The organism is Pseudomonas putida W15Oct28 (assembly GCF_000708715.2).
In the GTDB taxonomy this organism is placed as follows: domain Bacteria; phylum Pseudomonadota; class Gammaproteobacteria; order Pseudomonadales; family Pseudomonadaceae; genus Aquipseudomonas; species Aquipseudomonas putida_R.
In genome coordinates, this window is the sequence record NZ_JENB01000045.1 from 53,094 (window position 1) to 69,549 (window position 16,456).

The following is a 16,456-nucleotide window of genomic DNA, read 5'->3' on the forward strand; positions in this document are numbered from 1 at the left end:
TGCCCGCGAAGAGGGCGGTGAATCCACCATCGCATTCGCGGGCATGCCCGCTCCCACAGGATGACCGTCACCCGCAGGCATCGTGGTCGACTCCAGAATTCAAGGCAGGTAAGAAATGAGCGCTATCAACGTCTACCAGCAAAACCCCGGCGCCGAGGCCAAGGCCCAGTCGCCACTGCACCACGCCGATTTGGCCAGCCTGGTTGGCAAAGGCCGCAAGAACGCAGGTGTGACCCTGCGTGAACGCAAGTTCCTTGGCCACCTCACTATCCGTGGCGACGGCCACAACCCGGAATTCGCCGCCGGCGTGCACAAGGCCCTGGGCCTGGAGCTGCCAGTGGCGCTGACCGTGGTCGCCAACAACGACATGTCGCTGCAATGGGTCGGCCCCGACGAGTGGCTGCTGATCGTGCCCGGCGGCCAGGAACTGGCGGTCGAGCAGAAGCTGCGCGCGGCCCTTGATGGCCAGCACATTCAGGTGGTCAACGTCAGCGGTGGGCAAAGCCTGCTGGAACTGCGCGGCCCTAACGTGCGCGAAGTGCTGATGAAGTCCACCAGCTATGATGTTCACCCGAACAACTTCCCGGTGGGCAAGGCTGTCGGCACCGTGTTCGCCAAGTCGCAACTGGTGATCCGCCGCACCGCCGAAGACACCTGGGAACTGGTGATTCGCCGCAGCTTCGCCGATTACTGGTGGCTGTGGCTGCAGGACGCTTCGGCCGAATACGGCCTGAGCATCGAAGCTTAAGGAGAGCAGAACATGAGTCGGGCACCGGATACCTGGATTCTCACCGCCGACTGCCCGAGCATGCTCGGTACCGTCGACGTGGTGACGCGTTACCTCTTCGAGCAGCGCTGCTACGTGACGGAGCACCACTCCTTCGATGACCGGCAGTCGGGGCGCTTCTTCATTCGCGTCGAATTCCGCCAGCCGGACGATTTCGACGAGGCAGGCTTCCGTGCCGGCCTCGCCGAGCGCAGCGACGCGTTCGGCATGACGTTCGAGCTGACCGCACCCAATCACCGCCCCAAGGTGGTGATCATGGTGTCCAAGGCCGACCACTGCCTGAACGACCTGCTGTATCGCCAGCGCATCGGCCAGTTGGGCATGGACGTGGTTGCGGTGGTGTCCAACCACCCCGACCTCGAGCCGCTGGCGCATTGGCACAAGATCCCTTACTACCACTTCGCCCTCGACCCCAACGACAAGGCAGGGCAAGAGCGCAAGGTGCTGCAGGTGATCGAGGAGACCGGCGCCGAGCTGGTTATCCTCGCCCGTTACATGCAGGTGCTGTCGCCAGAGCTGTGCCGGCGCCTGGATGGCTGGGCGATCAACATTCACCACTCGCTGTTGCCAGGGTTCAAAGGCGCCAAGCCTTATCACCAGGCGTACAACAAGGGCGTGAAGATGGTCGGTGCCACGGCGCATTACATCAACAACGACCTCGATGAAGGGCCGATCATTGCCCAGGGTGTCGAGGTGGTGGACCACAGCCATTACCCGGAAGACCTGATTGCCAAAGGGCGTGATATCGAATGCCTGACCTTGGCGCGGGCTGTGGGGTATCACATCGAGCGGCGGGTGTTCCTCAACGCCAACCGCACTGTCGTTCTCTGAACAATTCTGGGGCTGCTGCGCAGCCCTATCGCGACACAAGGCCGCTCCTACAGGCGATCGCGTTCCCCTGTAGGAGCGGCCTTGTGTCGCGATAGGGCCGCAAGGCGGCCCCAGTTTTTGGTCTGCCGTAAAAAGGCATCCCCCTGTCGTTTTCAGTCAGTGCATCTCGCCCCATCAGGCCCACAATTCCCCTCATTCCAGAAACACATGCCGCCCATGGATGGCGGCGCGTTCAACCACCGCTGCATAAATAAAAATCAAGCGAGGTAAGAGCATGTCTGGCAATCGTGGAGTGGTATATCTCGGCGCCGGCAAGGTCGAAGTGCAACACATCGACTACCCGAAAATGCAGGACCCGCGCGGCAAGAAGATCGAGCACGGCGTTATCCTGAAGGTAGTCTCTACCAACATCTGCGGCTCCGACCAGCACATGGTCCGCGGCCGCACCACTGCCCAGGTCGGCCTGGTGCTGGGCCACGAAATCACCGGTGAAATCGTCGAGTTGGGGCGTGATGTCGAACGCCTGAAAAAAGGCGACCTGGTGTCGGTACCGTTCAACGTTGCCTGCGGCCGCTGCCGCTCCTGCAAAGAGATGCACACCGGTGTCTGCCTCACCGTCAACCCGGCCCGCGCCGGCGGTGCCTACGGCTACGTCGACATGGGTGACTGGACCGGCGGCCAGGCCGAATACGTGCTGGTGCCCTACGCTGACTTCAACCTGCTGAAACTGCCGGACCGCGACAAGGCCATGGAAAAGATCCGTGACCTGACCTGCCTGTCCGACATCCTGCCGACCGGCTACCACGGCGCCGTCACTGCTGGCGTAGGCCCAGGCAGCACCGTTTACGTCGCAGGTGCTGGTCCGGTTGGCCTGGCCGCTGCTGCCTCGGCGCGTCTGCTGGGTGCCGCCTGTGTGATCGTGGGCGACCTCAACCAGGCCCGCCTCGCGCACGCCAAGTCCCAGGGCTTCGAAGTGGTCGACCTGTCCAAGGACTCCCCGCTGCACGAACAGATCATCGACATCCTCGGCGAGCCAGAAGTGGATTGCGCGGTGGATGCCGTTGGTTTCGAGGCCCGCGGCCATGGCCACGAAGGCGCCAAGCATGAAGCCCCGGCCACCGTGCTGAACTCGCTGATGCAGGTTACCCGCGTCGCCGGCAGTATCGGTATCCCGGGCCTGTACGTGACTGAAGACCCGGGCGCCTCCGATGCTGCCGCCAAGATCGGCGCACTGAGCATCCGCTTCGGCCTGGGCTGGGCCAAGTCGCACAGCTTCCACACCGGCCAGACCCCGACCATGAAGTACAACCGCCAGCTGATGCAGGCGATCATGTGGGACCGTATCAACATTGCCGAAGTGGTGGGCGTGCAAGTGATCAACCTGGATCAGGCGCCGGAAGGGTATGGCGAGTTTGATGCGGGTGTGCCGAAGAAGTTTGTGATTGACCCGCACAAGATGTGGGGTGCGGCGTAATAACCGTCGCCTAGGAAAAGCCCCTCGACCGGAGGGGCTTTTCCTTTACTACGCTCTGCCGAACACGGTTTCGCAGAATTATTTACGTACATTGGAAGCTGTAGCTTCAGCTTTCCAAGCATCATAAATCGTGCGGCCCAAGATGCGTTTGGCCTCGCGAAGATCCATTCTATCTCTTAGCAGGGAAGCTTCGTCTTTTTCTAGGAAGCGCGAGATTTCGTTGTTTTGAGCTGTTAGCTCCGCATTACGCACTTCCATTTCACTTTGCTGTTTCTCAATCTTCGCCCTCGTGGTTGCGTGCATCCTTTCTTTGCGAGTTAATGATTTATCTTTCTCTAGGTCTTGATTGTATCTATGCCATTTGGTCCGGTTGCTTTCGATTTCTTTCGAATTACTGGCTAATAGTTCTTTTTCGCTGCGTACTATGCCTTTCATCTCGGCCTTTTGTGTGCGCAATCTTTTGACATTTTCCTTGTTAACTACTAGCGGAGGTATGACAGATTTTCGCATTTGCCCCGTAGGATCGGTATAGTTGACAGGATCATTCTTGCAGTAAGCGTAGGCATTCATGCCTCCCTCGCCAAAGGGAGAGAGCACGTCGACGGAATGAAAGCGCATGAGGCTTGCAGAATAAGCGCGTTCGCTACCAAGCAGATAGAGCCCCGAGCGCTCAGGGCGCTCTCCATTGTAGCCAAGCAACGATGCAGAGGAAGGTATACTGCAGGCGCCCCCGTAAGCAGAATACTGATGAGTTTCGTCTGAAAACTGACCTTTTACGGAGAAGACTGAGCCTTTGATATCTGTTGCTAGGAAGTTACAATGCTCTGCGTTTGCCGTTTGTTTCTCGGCGAGTGAAATCTGGTGGCCTTGAAGTATAGAGCGGCGCTTTTGGTCTTCTGTCACCGTGGTAACTCGACCGTTTTGATAAAAAATCCTGCTCTGGCTCATGGGTGCACTCCACTGTTGGGAAAGGTTGGCTTCTGCTTTATCAAGTATCCTTTCCTGTCGGGGGGGCTGCTACTGACAAAAATAATAGGAGGCGGTGCGAAAGCGCTGGCGTTTCAAGCTGTATGCATCACCGTTTTCGCCGATATCCCGCCAGGAACAATGGCCTAATCCTACAGTTGAACGACTCGAGCGGCGGCCAGGCCGAATACGTGCTTGTGCCATAGGCTGACTTCTCCCTGCTGAAACTGCCGGACCGCGACAAGGCCCTGGGAAAAATCCGTAACCTGACCTGCCTCTCCGACATCCTGCCAACCGGCTACCACGGCGCCGTGACTGCGGGGGTTGGCCCAGGCAGCACCGTTTACGTCGCGGGTGCTGGTCCGGTCGGCCTGGCTGCCGCTGCCTCGGCCCGCCTGCTGGGTGCCGCCTGTGTGATCGTGGGCGACCTCAACCAGGCCCGCCTGGCGCACGCCAAGTCCCAGGGCTTCGAAGTGGTCGACCTGTCCAAGGACACCCCGCTGCACGAACAGATCATCGACATCCTCGGCGAGCCAGAAGTGGATTGCGCGGTGGATGCAGTTGGTTTCGAGGCCCGCGGCCATGGCCACGAAGGCGCCAAGCATGAAGCCCCGGCCACCGTGCTGAACTCGCTGATGCAGGTTACCCGCGTCGCCGGCAGTATCGGTATCCCGGGCCTGTATGTGACTGAAGATCCGGGCGCCTCCGATGCCGCCGCCAAGATCGGCGCGCTGAGCATCCGCTTCGGCCTGGGCTGGGCGAAGTCGCACAGCTTCCACACCGGCCAGACCCCGACCATGAAGTACAACCGCCAGCTGATGCAGGCGATCATGTGGGACCGCATCAACATTGCCGAAGTGGTTGGCGTGCAGGTGATCAACCTGGATCAGGCGCCGGAAGGGTATGGCGAGTTTGATGCGGGTGTGCCGAAGAAGTTTGTGATTGACCCGCACAAGATGTGGGGTGCGGCGTAATCAGCGCCTGTTAACCAGAGCCCCTCGAAACGAGGGGCTTTTTCGTAGTTGCCAGTACTGATCCCGCAGCCTGCACTGCTCCTGCCTTGAACCGAGTCAGCCTTGATAGTCGGAAAGAGTATGGGAGCGGGCTTGCGTGCCAAGAGACCGGCTCTGTTTAGCACTTCGTGTAGAATTCAGGTGCTCCGTATCATGGGGTTGGCAGTTCTGGGTTCATAGTTATGATCTTTCGGATTGTTCCAAATTGATTCTTTCTGTATCAGGGGTACCCTGATCGGAGTTCCGCTCGCGCCTATGTTTCTCGAGTCAATTCGGGGGGCTTGGGCTGAGACTTTTTCAAGATATCCGTGCGATTTACGGCCGGTCTCGTTGGCCATTCTTTGAATATTTGAAAGGCCGCCATTATTCGGGTTTGCGCCATAGCATAAGATAAAATGGGTGTCGTATCCTGCTGTGTCAAATCCGGATTTTTTTAAATTCTTGTTTAGTGAATATGTATCTATTGCTTCCCCCTGGTTGCCGTGTTGAACAAGTGTTATTGCTTTGGATTTTTTGTTTGTAGGGTGTTGGCTATAATATACAAACATTTCGTCAACTACTTTTGCATTCCCGGAGAATACTTTTAATTTCCTGTTCAGCCGTAGGCCGAAAATTTTGAGGTGGCCAGTTGGATCGGTATTATTGATTGGGTCGTTCCCTACGTAGGCGTAGCTGTTGACGCCTCCAGCTCCGAAGGGGCTGATGTTATCGGGAGAGAAGAATCTCATCAGCCTGGGGCTGTATGTTCGATAACCTAATCCTAATAAGTAGGATTCTGTTTTGGTGTCATATGGTTCGCCGTTGAATCCTAGAAAAGTTGACTGAGAGGGCAGGTTCCATGTTCTACCGTAGGGTGTGTAGTTGAAGAGTTCTGGTTTGCCAGCGCTTTCAGATCGAATCGTTGAATTTTGCCCGTCGGTCAACGCGAGCGTCACCGTGGTATCGTTTGAGACTTTTATTTCTGCAAGGCTGGTCTCTGGAGTGCGCAAAATCTTCCGGACATCCTGACCTACCTTTACGCTGTCGATCTGGTTTTTTTGATAGAAGCGCTGATTTATATTAGGCATCGTTATCTCGGCCATTTTCTAGCATTGTCTGCGGGTGTTTCTGAGTCTCCAGCTAATTTGGTGTTGTGACAACTAGCAGAAATGACAGGTGAGGGCTAAACAAAGCTCGATACCCGTCAGGAACAAACCTCCAAACTACGTGTCAAATCCTCGTTTCCCTGGCCATCCCGGCCCACGAGGTCCCTCCCGATGAAAGCATTCACCCTGGCAACCCTGATGACCCTGGCCGCAAGCCCGGTGTTTGCCTTCAACCTCAGCGACGCCGCCAATGCCGTGTCAGCCATGCAGGCCCAGAAACAGCAAGGCCAGGTGCAGGCACCCGAGGCACAGGCCAACCTGCTCAACACCCTGGGCAGCGAATTGAAGATCACCCCCGAACAGGCCGTTGGCGGCGCAGGAGCAATGCTGGGCTTGGCACGCAACAACCTGAGCAGCGATGACTATGGGCAACTGACCAAGGCGGTACCGGGGCTGGACCTGCTGGCTGGGGCCAATGCGCTGGGTGGCTTGAGTGGGTTGGGTGATTTGCTGGGCAAGAACAGCGAAAGCCAGTCGGCCTTGAGCAATGCGCTGGGCAACAACGTGGAAAACCGCAGCGACCTGGACAGTGCGTTCAAGGCGTTGGGGATGGATACCGGGATGATCGGGCAGTTTGCGCCGTTGATCCTGCAATACCTGGGGCAGCAGGGGATTGCCGGGCCGTTGTTGCAGAATCTGGGTAGTTTGTGGACAACGCCAGCAGCGGTGACCGCACCGTCGGTATGAGTTTGTGTGACCTACCAGCGAATTTCTTGCAGACGATGCTGGATGCGTTCTTTTTCAATCATTACTGCTTGGAGGCTTTGGTTCATTGAAGTAAGGCGGCGCCGATAAGCAGGGAAGAGGTTGATTTCTCTGTAGTTAAGTCGAGTGGCAGGGTTCCAGAGGTGATCGAGGTCGCTATTGAGTAATTCATTAAAAGTGTTCAGGCGATTCAGTTGGTTGAGAAGTGTTTTTCGTTCCTGGAAATGCTTGTAGTGAGCCGAGTAGTTTCTTTCAACGATGGTACTTTCTGCGAAGCTGACGCTCTTTGCCTTTTGATGGACTCTGACCACAGGGGGCTCGGGCTGGGCCGAGTATTTTCTTTCAAAGATGGTGGCTTCTTCAGAGCTGAAGCTCTTCGCCTTTTGGTAGACGTCGACCACAGCGGGCTCGGCCAAGGCCGTTGGAGTGCGCTTCCGCTTTTTGATGGCTGCCTGCAATTGCGCAACCGTCGGGGAGTGCCCTGAGCCGTCTTGATAATTTACGGGATCATTCTTGCAATAGGCATAGGCATTCAGCCCGCCCTCCAGAAATGGGCTGAGATTGTCGGGTCTTTGAAAGCGCATCAAGACCTGGCTATAGCTGCGGTAGCCCTGGCCCAAGGCATATGTGTGGGTGAGCGGGTCACACCGCTCACCATTAAAGCCAAGCATGGCCTGGCTGCCTTTGTGTTCATGTTGCCCATAAGGGCTATAGGCACGCGGAGCGTTCACAGTGTCTGAGCTCACAAGACGGGTATGCCTTAAGTCTTGAGGTTCGCGAGGGTACGTGCAACTAGCAGAATTGTCAGTACTCGTCGCCGTTTCAGGCAGCTTCGGTGAAGTCCACCAGTCTCATCGGACGGCGGAAACCGGCAGTCAGTGTTGCCAGATAGGCCAACCCCAGCGCAAACCAGCACAACCCGATCACCAGCGTTAGCGCCGACAGGCTGGTCCACAGCCACAGTGTCAGCCCCAACCCCACCAGCGGCACCACGCCATAGCTCAACAGCCCCTTGGCGTTACGCTGGCTGGCATCGTCCATCAGGTGCGTCTTCACCACCGCCAGGTTCACCGCCGAGAACGCCACCAGCGCGCCGAAGCTGATCAGCGAGGCGAGGGTGGAGAGGTCGATCACCAGCGCCAGCAGCGAGAACGCCGACACCAGCAAAATGGCGAACACCGGTGTGCCAAAGCGCGGCGACAGGTAACCGAAGCTACGGCGTGGCAGCACGTTGTCACGGCCCATGGTGAACAGGATGCGCGACACCGCCGCCTGCGAGGCCAGCGCCGAACCCAGGCTGCCCGCAACATACGCGGCGGTGAAGAAGTTGGTGAGGAACTGCCCGCCAGCCTTGAACATCACTTCGTTGGCTGCTGCGTCGGCATTGGCGAAGCTGCTGCCCGGCAGCACCAGTTGGCTGACGTAGGCCAGCAGGGTGAACAGCAAACCGGCAAACAGGGTGGTGAGGATGATCGCCCGTGGCACGTCGCGGCGTGCGTCGCGGCATTCTTCGGCCAGGGTCGATACGGCGTCGAAGCCCAGGAACGACAGGCACAGTACCGCAGCACCCGCCATCAGGTGGCCAAAGCCAGGTTTGCTGCCGTCACCGATTAACGGCGACAGCAGGTCGAGCGGCTGGCCAGCCAATGTCTGGCAGGACAGCGCGACAAACACGCCGATGAACACGATCTGCGCGCCCACGATCAGGTTGCTGGTCTTGGCCACCGAGTTGATGCCGACCACGTTCAGCACTGTCACCACGGCGATGCACGCAAGCACGAACGCCCAGGCGGGCACTGCGGGGAAGGCAATGTTGAGAAACAGGCCGATCAGCAGGTAGTTGATCATCGGCAGGAACAGGTAGTCGAGCAGCAGCGACCAGCCGGCGAGGAAGCCGATGTTGGGGCCGAAGGCCATGTTGGTGTAGGAATACGCCGAGCCCGCTACAGGGAAGCGTTTGACCATGAAGCTGTAGGACGCAGCGGTGAACAGCATGGCCACCAGGGTGACCAGGTAGGCGCCGGCGGTGCGGCCACCGGTGAGTTCGGTGACGATGCCGTAGGTGGTGAAGATGGTCAGCGGGACCATGTACACCAGGCCAAAAAACACCAGGGCGGGAAGGCCGAGGACACGGCGGAGCTGGGCGGGGGCGGAGCTAGGTTGGTTGGCCATTGATCGATCCAGGCTTTTTTGTAGTTGTGCTTTGGTCGATTTTTATCCACTTAGGTAGGGTGTGACAAAGAAGTATTACTTATGCTGATTATTAGCCAGATTTCTAATCGGATATCTGCACTGTCTGTTCCGGCCTCTTCGCGGTGTACGACCGGAGACATCGTTTACATCGTAAACCGGGGACATGGTTTACACATTTGAGGCTTGGACGCGGTTTGCACCCCGTTCAAGCCTCCCCAGGAGATGGTCACACAGGAACACATCCCAAACATCATCTTCTACTTCTTTCAGGCCGATTTGTTCGCCAGACAANGTTTACATCGTAAACCGGGGACATGGTTTACACATTTGAGGCTTGGACGCGGTTTGCACCCCGTTCAAGCCTCCCCAGGAGATGGTCACACAGGAACACATCCCAAACATCATCTTCTACTTCTTTCAGGCCGATTTGTTCGCCAGACAATGCCTCGCTGATGAACAGCAGCTTGTTTTTCCATTTGATCGAACCATTTTGCCTAACACTGCGTACAGCCATTCCGGTGGGGTACTCCACAATTGGTAGGCACCCTGGGTAAGACCGATTGGATGGCACATACAGCTCGAATGGGCGTTTCATGCCCAACGCTTCGTGCGGCCGGACATAGTTGAACTCCTGCCGGAAGTGCTCAAGCAGCAGTTGCTGATCAATCAGGTTGTCACCCAGCGGCAGCTCTAGCTTCATGCTGCGGTGCATCCGCTCGTGACGGCCATTCTGATCTGGGCGCGCGGGTGCGGTTCGTTCGGGAAAAATTCCAAGACGGATCAGCCAAACAGCGATTGTGGACATCCTTGCCAAGCCCGTCGACGCAAACGGGCTGCCATTGTCAGAGCGGATGACCTCTGGCATTCCATACTCCTGAAAAAGCCACTCAAGCGTCTGCATGACAGGTTTCGTCATGATGTTCTTGTGGGCTTTGCAGGCCAAGATGAGGCGCGAAGCATGGTCAGTAACTGTTAGCGGGTAGCACCACTGACCGTTGAGCATCTTGAACTGACCTTTGTAATCGATGCACCAGGTCTGGTTCGGCTCGTTGGCCTCTCGCATTTTGGTGGGGCTTTTGCCGTAGCGCCGTTTTAGCCCGCGCTTGTGCACCATACCCATCCGGTCCAACCATTGCCCCGCCGTGCTTGGTGACGGCCAATCAATTGATGGATCTTCAAGGCGCAGCAGCTCAATGAGCTTCTTGGGGCCCCATTTATCGTGCGCCTCTTTCATCGCAAAAATGCGGGCCAACAGCTCGTCACTGGTCTTGTTAGGGCTGTTGCTAGGACGTCGCGATGCGTCGGACAACGCTTCAGCGCCGCCTGCCGTATATCGCGATATCCACTTGTCGACCGTCGGGCGGCTGATGTTGTACCGATGAGCAAGCTGACTCTTGGTGTAATCACCGGAAAGCCATTCGCCGATCAATCTGACTCGTTGATCCATGGGGGACTCTTGATTCCAGGGCATGATCAGATACCTCCTGATCATGCGTATTAGCCTGTAAACCATGTCCCCGGTTTNATGAGCAAGCTGACTCTTGGTGTAATCACCGGAAAGCCATTCGCCGATCAATCTGACTCGTTGATCCATGGGGGACTCTTGATTCCAGGGCATGATCAGATACCTCCTGATCATGCGTATTAGCCTGTAAACCATGTCCCCGGTTTGGAATGTAAACGATGTCTCCGGTTTGTACCGCGGGCAAGCCCGCTCCCACAGGGACCGCACCGCACTCGAAGGTTGTGCAGTCCCTGTGGGAGCGGGCTTGCCCGCGAATAGGCCCGGTCAGACAATAAACATATCAGCCCATTTCGGCCCTAAGCAGCTCGATCCGCTGGTCCTTCTCTACCCACAGCTGGTTCACCCAGGCCTGTACGGTCTGGCGGAAAACCGGGTCATTCTCGTAATCCCCCGCCCACAACGCCGGGTCCAGCTCTCGCACCTGAATGTCGATAATCACCCGGCTAATGCTGCCATTGAGCAGCGCCCAAAACCCCGGTGCCTGGTTGCCGGGGTACACGATGGTCACGTCCAGCAAGGCATCCAGCTGCTCGCCCAATGCCGCCAGCACGAACGCCACGCCGCCCGCCTTGGGCTTGAGCAGGTAGCGATACGGCGACTGCTGTTCCTGGCGCTTGGCTTCGGTAAAGCGGGTGCCCTCCAGGTAGTTCACCACGGTCACCGGCTGGCGCTTGAACAGCTCGCAGGCCGCCTTGGTGATTTCCAGGTCCTTGCCCTTTAACTCCGGGTGTTTCTCCAGAAACGCCTTGCTGTAGCGCTTCATGAACGGGTAATCCAGCCCCCACCAGGCCAGGCCCAGCAGCGGTACCCAGATCAATTCCTTCTTGAGGAAGAACTTGAAGAACGGCGTACGTCGGTTGAGGCTTTCGATCAACGCCGGGATATCGACCCAGGTCTGGTGGTTGCTCACGGCCAGGTAGGAGGTGTCCTTGCGCAGGTTCTCTACGCCGCGGATGTCCCACTTTGTGGGAATGCACAGGGCGAAGATGGCCTTGTCGATTTCCGACCAGGTTTCAGCCACCCACATCACCGCCCACGAGGCATAGTCGCGACCACGGCCCGGCAACACCAGCTTCAGCAGGGCGAAGACCAGCAGTGGGCAGATCAACACCACAGTGTTGAGCAGCAGCAGGAGGGTGGTGAAGATGCCGGTCAGCAGGCGACGCATAAAGAAACTCGTGTTGTGGGAAATAAACAGTGGGCAATGATAAGCAGGGCCGCTGCCTACGCCAAATGTCCAATGGCCGCTGGTGGGGACAAATGTTTCACAACATGTTGGTTACGCTTGTGACAGCGAACCTATCCTGCCCGTGCAGTCTAAGCACTGACCCCTCTCAAGGAAGCCTGCCTGTGAAACCTCTGCTTGCCCTGTTGTCGCTGTTGGCACTGCCGGTAATGGCCGCCGAGCCCACGATCTACGGCCGTTACGAGAACATCGCCCTGCCCGAGCTTGGCGAAACCCTGAAAGCCAAGATGGACACCGGTGCCTTTACCGCGTCGCTGTCGGCCAAGGACATCGAGCTGTTCAACCGCGATGGCGAGGAGTGGGTACGCTTCCGCCTGGCGACCAAGGACTCGGACGGCAAGGTGTACGAGCACAAGGTCTCGCGCATCAGCAAGATCAAGGGCCGTGCCGATGAAGAGGAAGAGGGCGATGCGCCGGAAATCTCCAAGCGCCCGGTGGTGGACCTGGAGTTGTGCCTGGGTGACGTGAAACGCACCGTGGAAGTGAACCTGGTGGACCGCAGCAGCTTCAATTACCCGCTGCTGGTGGGCTCCAAGGCGCTGCGCGAGTTCAAGGCCGCAGTCAACCCGGCCAAGAAGTTTACCGCTGGCAAGCCTGACTGCTGACTCAAGTCGCCTGTTCCGGCCCTTTCGCGGGCACGCCCGCTCCCACAGGGATAGCGCTGCTCTCAAAGGCAGCACAGTACTTGTGGGAGCTGGCTTGCCTGCGATGGGCCGCAAAGCGGCCCCACGATCTCAGCGTTGATGCAGATGTTGCCGGAGCCGCTCTGCGGCCCTTTCGCGACACAAGGCCGCTCCTACACAATAGTGCGTCGCCATCGACATTTGCACAGGCCGCGCATCATGCCCCATATCCTCATCGTCGAAGACGAAGCCGCCATCGCCGACACCCTGGTCTACGCCCTGCAGGCCGACGGCCACAGCACCGAATGGGTGACCCTGGGCAGCGCCGCCCTCGAACAGCAGCGCCAGCGCCCGGCCGACCTGATCATCCTCGACATCGGCCTGCCCGACATCAGTGGCTTCGAAACCTGCCGCCAATTGCGCCGTTTCACCGAAGTACCGGTGATGTTCCTCAGCGCCCGCGACGGTGAAATCGACCGCGTGGTGGGCCTGGAAATCGGTGCCGACGACTACGTGGTCAAACCCTTCAGCCCGCGTGAAGTGGCTGCCCGGGTGCGGGCGATCCTCAAGCGCATGGCCCCCAGGGCTGAGCCTGCTACCGATGCGGCATTGTTCCAGCTCGACACCCTGCGCATGCAGATCACCTACCGCGGCCAGCCACTTACGCTGACCCGCCACGAATTCCGCTTGCTGCAATCCCTGCTGGAGCAACCGCAGCGGGTGTTCAGCCGCGAACAACTGCTAGACGCCCTTGGCGTGGCCTCCGACGTGGGCTACGAGCGCACCATCGACAGCCATATCAAAAGCCTGCGCGCCAAGCTGCGCCTGGTAGCGGGTGAGGCCGAACCGATCCAGACCCACCGCGGCCTTGGCTACAGCTACAGCCCGGACCATGCCTGATGCGCCTGGGCATCCGGATCTTCCTGGTGTACTTCCTGTTCGTCGGCCTGGCGGGCTACTTTCTGCTCAACACGGTACGTGAACAGATCCGCCCGGTGGTGCGCCAGTCTTCCGAAGAAACACTGGTAGACACCGCCAACCTGCTGGCCGAGATCCTGCGCGAGGACGTCAAGGCCGGCACCTTGAACCAGAGCCGCCTGCCGGAGGTACTCAAGGCCTACGGGTCGCGCAGCCCGGGTGCGCAGATCTGGGGCCTGGCCAAGAACCAGGTCAGCCACCGCATCTATGTGACTGATGCCAAGGGCACCGTGCTGCTGGACTCCAGCGGTGAGGCCCTGGGCAAGGATTACTCGCAGTGGAACGACGTGCTGCTGACCCTGCGTGGCCAGTACGGCGCCCGCTCCACCCGCAGCGACCCCAATGATGAAAGCACCTCGGTGATGCACGTTGGCGCACCGATCATCGACGACGGCAAGATCATCGGCGTGGTCACCGTGGCCAAACCCAACAGCTCGCTGCAGCCGTACATCGACCGTTCCGAGCAACGCCTGCTCACGCTGGGCCTGGGGCTGATAGGCCTCGGCTTGCTGATCGGCGCGGCGTTGTCGTGGTGGCTGGCGCGCTCGCTGCGCCGGCTAGCTCGCTATGCCCAGGCGGTCAGCGAGGGCGAGCGTGCCGCGTTGCCGCACTACAAGGGTGGCGAGCTGGCGCACCTGGCCCAGGCGGTGGAGCGCATGCGCACCCAGCTGGAGGGCAAGGCCTATGTCGAGCGCTATGTGCATACCCTGACGCACGAACTGAAAAGCCCGCTGGCGGCCATTCGTGGGGCTTGCGAGCTGCTGCAGGACGAGGGCATGCCCGCCGACCAGCGCGCGCGGTTTGCCGGCAATATCGAGCGCGAGAGCGAGCGCTTGCAGCAGATGGTCGAGCGCCTGCTCAACCTGGCCAGGGTCGAGCAGATGCAGGCGCTGGAGGATGAACAGCAGGTGGCGCTGGCGGCGCTGGTGGACGAGTTGCTGCTGGCCCATGTTGCGCGCATCGAAAGCGCCCGTTTGCATGCGCGTCAGCGGGTACCCGCCGGTTTGCGTTTGTTGTGTGACCCGTTCCTGATGCGCCAAGCGCTGGCCAACCTGCTGGATAACGCACTGGATTTCACCCCCGAGGGTGGCGCGCTGTTGTTTGACCTGGAGCGCGATGGCGAGCGGGTGGCGTTGAGCCTGTTCAACCAGGGGCAGGCGATACCGGCGTATGCCATTGGGCGGGTCAGCGAGCGGTTTTACTCGCTGCCGCGGCCGGGGAGCGGGCGCAAGAGCACCGGGCTGGGGCTGAATTTTGTGGCCGAGGTGATGCAGCTGCATGGCGGGGCGTTGGCGGTGGATAATGTTGATGGCGGGGTGCGGGTGCGGTTGTGGTTGCCGGTGCGGCGTATCAGCTGAGATTGCTGGGGCCGCTGCGCGCCCCATCGCGACACGAGGCCGCTCCTACAGGGGCCGCGCAAGGTTTGAACATCGCGCGGCCGCGAAAACACACAATCTCCACACAAGCTCCCCAAGGCCTCCACGCAAGGCGCAGACACTGCGCCCACTGCCACAGGAGGCCCCATGAACAAGACCCTCGGTTACAAGCTCGGCATGATCGCCGTGCTCATCTTGCTGCTGCTCGTCCCGCTGCTGCTGATCAACGGCCTGATCGATGAACGCCAGGCCCTGCGCGACAACGTACTGCGCGACATCGCCCAGAGTGCCAGCTTCGACCAGCAACTCAGCGGCCCGCTGCTGGTGGTGCCATACCGCAAGTACCAGCGCCGCTGGATCGAAAAGGACGGCGAGCGCACCCAGGAAACCAGCACCATTGCCGGTCACCTGTACTTCTTGCCGGAAACCTTCGACGCCGACCTGGGTGTGGACACCGAACTGCGTGCCCGCGGCATCTACCAGGCCCGGCTGTTCCACGCCAAGGGTCGCGTCAGTGGCCGCTTCAAGCTCCCGGAGCGTTGGGGCATCGACAAGGACTTCGACGACTACCGTTTCGACAAACCCTTCCTGGTGGTGGGCATCAGCGATATCCGCGGCATCGAGAATGGCCTGGAACTGAGCATCGACGAGCAGAAGCTGCCGTTCGAGGCCGGCACCCAGCTCGACTGGATGCGCGGTGGCGTGCATGCCAGCCTGCCGGGGTTGGACGGCCTGCAAGCACGGGAATTCAGCTACGGTTTCGACCTTGCATTGCAAGGCACCGGGCAATTGCACATCGTGCCGGTGGGCCGCACCAGCAGCGTGGCCATGCGCGCCAACTGGCCGCACCCGAGCTTCGTCGGCAGCTACCTGCCCAACCGCCGCGACATTGATGCCCAGGGCTTCAGCGCCCACTGGCAGACGTCGTTCTTCGCCACCAACCTTGAAGATGCCCTGCGCCAATGCGCCACCGCCGGCCAGTGCGAAGACTTCAGCGAGCGCAGCTTTGGCGTGAGCTTTGTCGACCCGGTGGACCAGTACCTGAAGAGTGAGCGGGCGATCAAATACGCGTTGCTGTTCATCGCGCTGACCTTTGCCGGCTTCTTCCTGTTCGAGGTGCTGAAAAACCTGAGTGTGCACCCGGTGCAGTACATCCTGGTCGGCGTGGCGCTGGCGTTCTTCTATCTGTTGTTGCTGTCGTTGTCCGAGCACATCGGCTTTGGCCTGGCGTATGGGCTGTCGGCGTCGGCGTGTGTGCTGCTGATCGGCTTCTACCTCAGCCATGTGTTGCGCAGCCTGGGCCGAGGGGTGGGTTTTGCGGCGGGGTTGGCGGCGCTGTATGCGCTGCTCTACGGGCTGTTGAGTGCCGAAGACTATGCACTGCTGATGGGGTCGCTGCTGTGCTTTGGCTTGCTGGGGGTGTTCATGGTGCTGACCCGGCGGCTGGACTGGGCGCGAGTGGGGAGGTCGGCATGAGGGAGGACAGAGAAATCGGGCGGTGGTTGGCCTTCAGGATTGGGCATCTGTTTCCTGCAATACCGAGGTGAAGCTTTCGCGGGCACGCCCGCTCCCACAGGTACGGCGCACTCTACCT

Annotated in this window: 14 protein-coding genes and 2 pseudogenes; 9 read left to right on the top strand and 7 right to left on the bottom strand. The window is 59.3% G+C overall.

What is annotated here, in order from left to right:
* Positions 1–115 precede the first annotated feature (115 nt).
* From AK81_RS23205 to fdhA, 3 genes are all read left to right on the top strand, one after another.
* A complete protein-coding gene (locus tag AK81_RS23205) occupies positions 116–748 on the top strand; it encodes a sarcosine oxidase subunit gamma (protein WP_043202890.1) in 633 nt (210 codons plus the stop codon).
* Positions 749–760: 12 nt separating this feature from the next.
* Positions 761–1,618 carry a formyltetrahydrofolate deformylase gene (purU, locus tag AK81_RS23210; protein ID WP_043202892.1) on the top strand — a complete coding sequence of 286 codons (858 nt, stop codon included), beginning with the start codon at positions 761–763 and terminating at the stop codon, positions 1,616–1,618.
* 274 nt (positions 1,619–1,892) lie between these two features.
* Entirely contained in the window at positions 1,893–3,092 is a 1,200-nt protein-coding gene (fdhA, locus tag AK81_RS23215) for a formaldehyde dehydrogenase, glutathione-independent (protein ID WP_043202893.1), read from the top strand.
* Positions 3,093–3,170: 78 nt separating this feature from the next.
* Here the strand turns inward: fdhA and AK81_RS28705 are convergent, their stop codons facing one another.
* Entirely contained in the window at positions 3,171–4,040 is an 870-nt protein-coding gene (locus AK81_RS28705) for an RHS repeat-associated core domain-containing protein (protein ID WP_081042138.1), read from the bottom strand.
* A gap of 188 nt (positions 4,041–4,228) precedes the next feature.
* On the opposite strand from AK81_RS28705, the pseudogene AK81_RS23220 reads away from it, so the two are divergent.
* Positions 4,229–5,032 (top strand): annotated as a pseudogene (locus AK81_RS23220) (zinc-binding dehydrogenase); the annotation flags it as partial.
* Between the two features lie 176 nt (positions 5,033–5,208).
* Here the strand turns inward: AK81_RS23220 and AK81_RS28710 are convergent.
* Positions 5,209–6,153: an RHS repeat-associated core domain-containing protein gene (locus AK81_RS28710; protein WP_081042139.1), complete on the bottom strand. Its 945-nt coding sequence runs from the start codon at positions 6,151–6,153 to the stop codon at positions 5,209–5,211.
* Positions 6,154–6,327: 174 nt separating this feature from the next.
* Between AK81_RS28710 and AK81_RS23225 the strand changes: the two genes are divergently transcribed.
* Positions 6,328–6,903, top strand: a complete 576-nt coding sequence (locus AK81_RS23225) for a DUF2780 domain-containing protein (RefSeq protein ID WP_043202895.1) — start codon at positions 6,328–6,330, stop codon at positions 6,901–6,903.
* An 11-nt stretch (positions 6,904–6,914) separates the two neighbouring features.
* On the opposite strand, the gene AK81_RS23230 is transcribed toward AK81_RS23225, so the two are convergent.
* From AK81_RS23230 to AK81_RS23245, 5 genes and pseudogenes are all read right to left on the bottom strand, one after another.
* Positions 6,915–7,667, bottom strand: coding sequence for an RHS repeat-associated core domain-containing protein (locus tag AK81_RS23230; RefSeq protein WP_343226813.1), 753 nt, complete (start codon positions 7,665–7,667; stop codon positions 6,915–6,917).
* Between the two features lie 76 nt (positions 7,668–7,743).
* Entirely contained in the window at positions 7,744–9,093 is a 1,350-nt protein-coding gene (locus AK81_RS23235; protein ID WP_043202897.1) for an APC family permease, read from the bottom strand.
* A 189-nt stretch (positions 9,094–9,282) separates the two neighbouring features.
* Positions 9,283–9,405 (bottom strand): annotated as a pseudogene (locus AK81_RS30885) (IS481 family transposase); the annotation flags it as partial.
* Positions 9,406–9,433: 28 nt separating this feature from the next.
* Positions 9,434–10,774, bottom strand: a complete 1,341-nt coding sequence (locus AK81_RS23240) for a DDE-type integrase/transposase/recombinase (protein ID WP_430298495.1) — start codon at positions 10,772–10,774, stop codon at positions 9,434–9,436.
* A 145-nt stretch (positions 10,775–10,919) separates the two neighbouring features.
* Positions 10,920–11,807, bottom strand: coding sequence for an acyltransferase (locus AK81_RS23245; protein WP_043202900.1), 888 nt, complete (start codon positions 11,805–11,807; stop codon positions 10,920–10,922).
* Between the two features lie 182 nt (positions 11,808–11,989).
* Here AK81_RS23245 and AK81_RS23250 point away from each other — a divergent pair, with 182 nt between their 5' ends.
* The 4 genes from AK81_RS23250 to creD all read left to right on the top strand — a co-directional run bounded on the left by AK81_RS23250 (position 11,990) and on the right by creD (position 16,338).
* The gene (locus AK81_RS23250; RefSeq protein ID WP_043202902.1) at positions 11,990–12,490 is read left to right on the top strand and encodes an ATP-dependent zinc protease family protein; all 501 of its coding nucleotides are present in this window, start codon (positions 11,990–11,992) and stop codon (positions 12,488–12,490) included.
* A 237-nt stretch (positions 12,491–12,727) separates the two neighbouring features.
* On the top strand, positions 12,728–13,408 hold the full coding sequence (creB, locus tag AK81_RS23255) for a two-component system response regulator CreB (protein ID WP_043202904.1): 681 nt from the start codon (positions 12,728–12,730) through the stop codon (positions 13,406–13,408).
* Positions 13,408–14,844 carry a two-component system sensor histidine kinase CreC gene (gene creC, locus AK81_RS23260; RefSeq protein WP_043202905.1) on the top strand — a complete coding sequence of 479 codons (1,437 nt, stop codon included), beginning with the start codon at positions 13,408–13,410 and terminating at the stop codon, positions 14,842–14,844. The genes creB and creC overlap by 1 nt, the downstream gene beginning before the upstream one ends.
* 165 nt (positions 14,845–15,009) lie before the next feature.
* Positions 15,010–16,338, top strand: a complete 1,329-nt coding sequence (creD, locus tag AK81_RS23265) for a cell envelope integrity protein CreD (protein ID WP_043202908.1) — start codon at positions 15,010–15,012, stop codon at positions 16,336–16,338.
* Positions 16,339–16,456: the final 118 nt, after the last annotated feature.

Excerpts from the sequence above, each read along its gene's own strand:
- AK81_RS23235 (WP_043202897.1), bottom strand. The coding sequence starts at position 9,093 with ATGGCCAACCAACCTAGCTCCGCCCCCGCCCAGCTCCGCCGTGTCCTC.
- creB (WP_043202904.1), top strand. The coding sequence starts at position 12,728 with ATGCCCCATATCCTCATCGTCGAAGACGAAGCCGCCATCGCCGACACC.
- purU (WP_043202892.1), top strand. The coding sequence starts at position 761 with ATGAGTCGGGCACCGGATACCTGGATTCTCACCGCCGACTGCCCGAGC.
- creD (WP_043202908.1), top strand. The coding sequence starts at position 15,010 with ATGAACAAGACCCTCGGTTACAAGCTCGGCATGATCGCCGTGCTCATC.
- fdhA (WP_043202893.1), top strand. The coding sequence starts at position 1,893 with ATGTCTGGCAATCGTGGAGTGGTATATCTCGGCGCCGGCAAGGTCGAA.
- creC (WP_043202905.1), top strand. The coding sequence starts at position 13,408 with ATGCGCCTGGGCATCCGGATCTTCCTGGTGTACTTCCTGTTCGTCGGC.
- AK81_RS23245 (WP_043202900.1), bottom strand. The coding sequence starts at position 11,807 with ATGCGTCGCCTGCTGACCGGCATCTTCACCACCCTCCTGCTGCTGCTC.
- AK81_RS28705 (WP_081042138.1), bottom strand. The coding sequence starts at position 4,040 with ATGAGCCAGAGCAGGATTTTTTATCAAAACGGTCGAGTTACCACGGTG.
- AK81_RS23225 (WP_043202895.1), top strand. The coding sequence starts at position 6,328 with ATGAAAGCATTCACCCTGGCAACCCTGATGACCCTGGCCGCAAGCCCG.
- AK81_RS23205 (WP_043202890.1), top strand. The coding sequence starts at position 116 with ATGAGCGCTATCAACGTCTACCAGCAAAACCCCGGCGCCGAGGCCAAG.
- AK81_RS28710 (WP_081042139.1), bottom strand. The coding sequence starts at position 6,153 with ATGGCCGAGATAACGATGCCTAATATAAATCAGCGCTTCTATCAAAAA.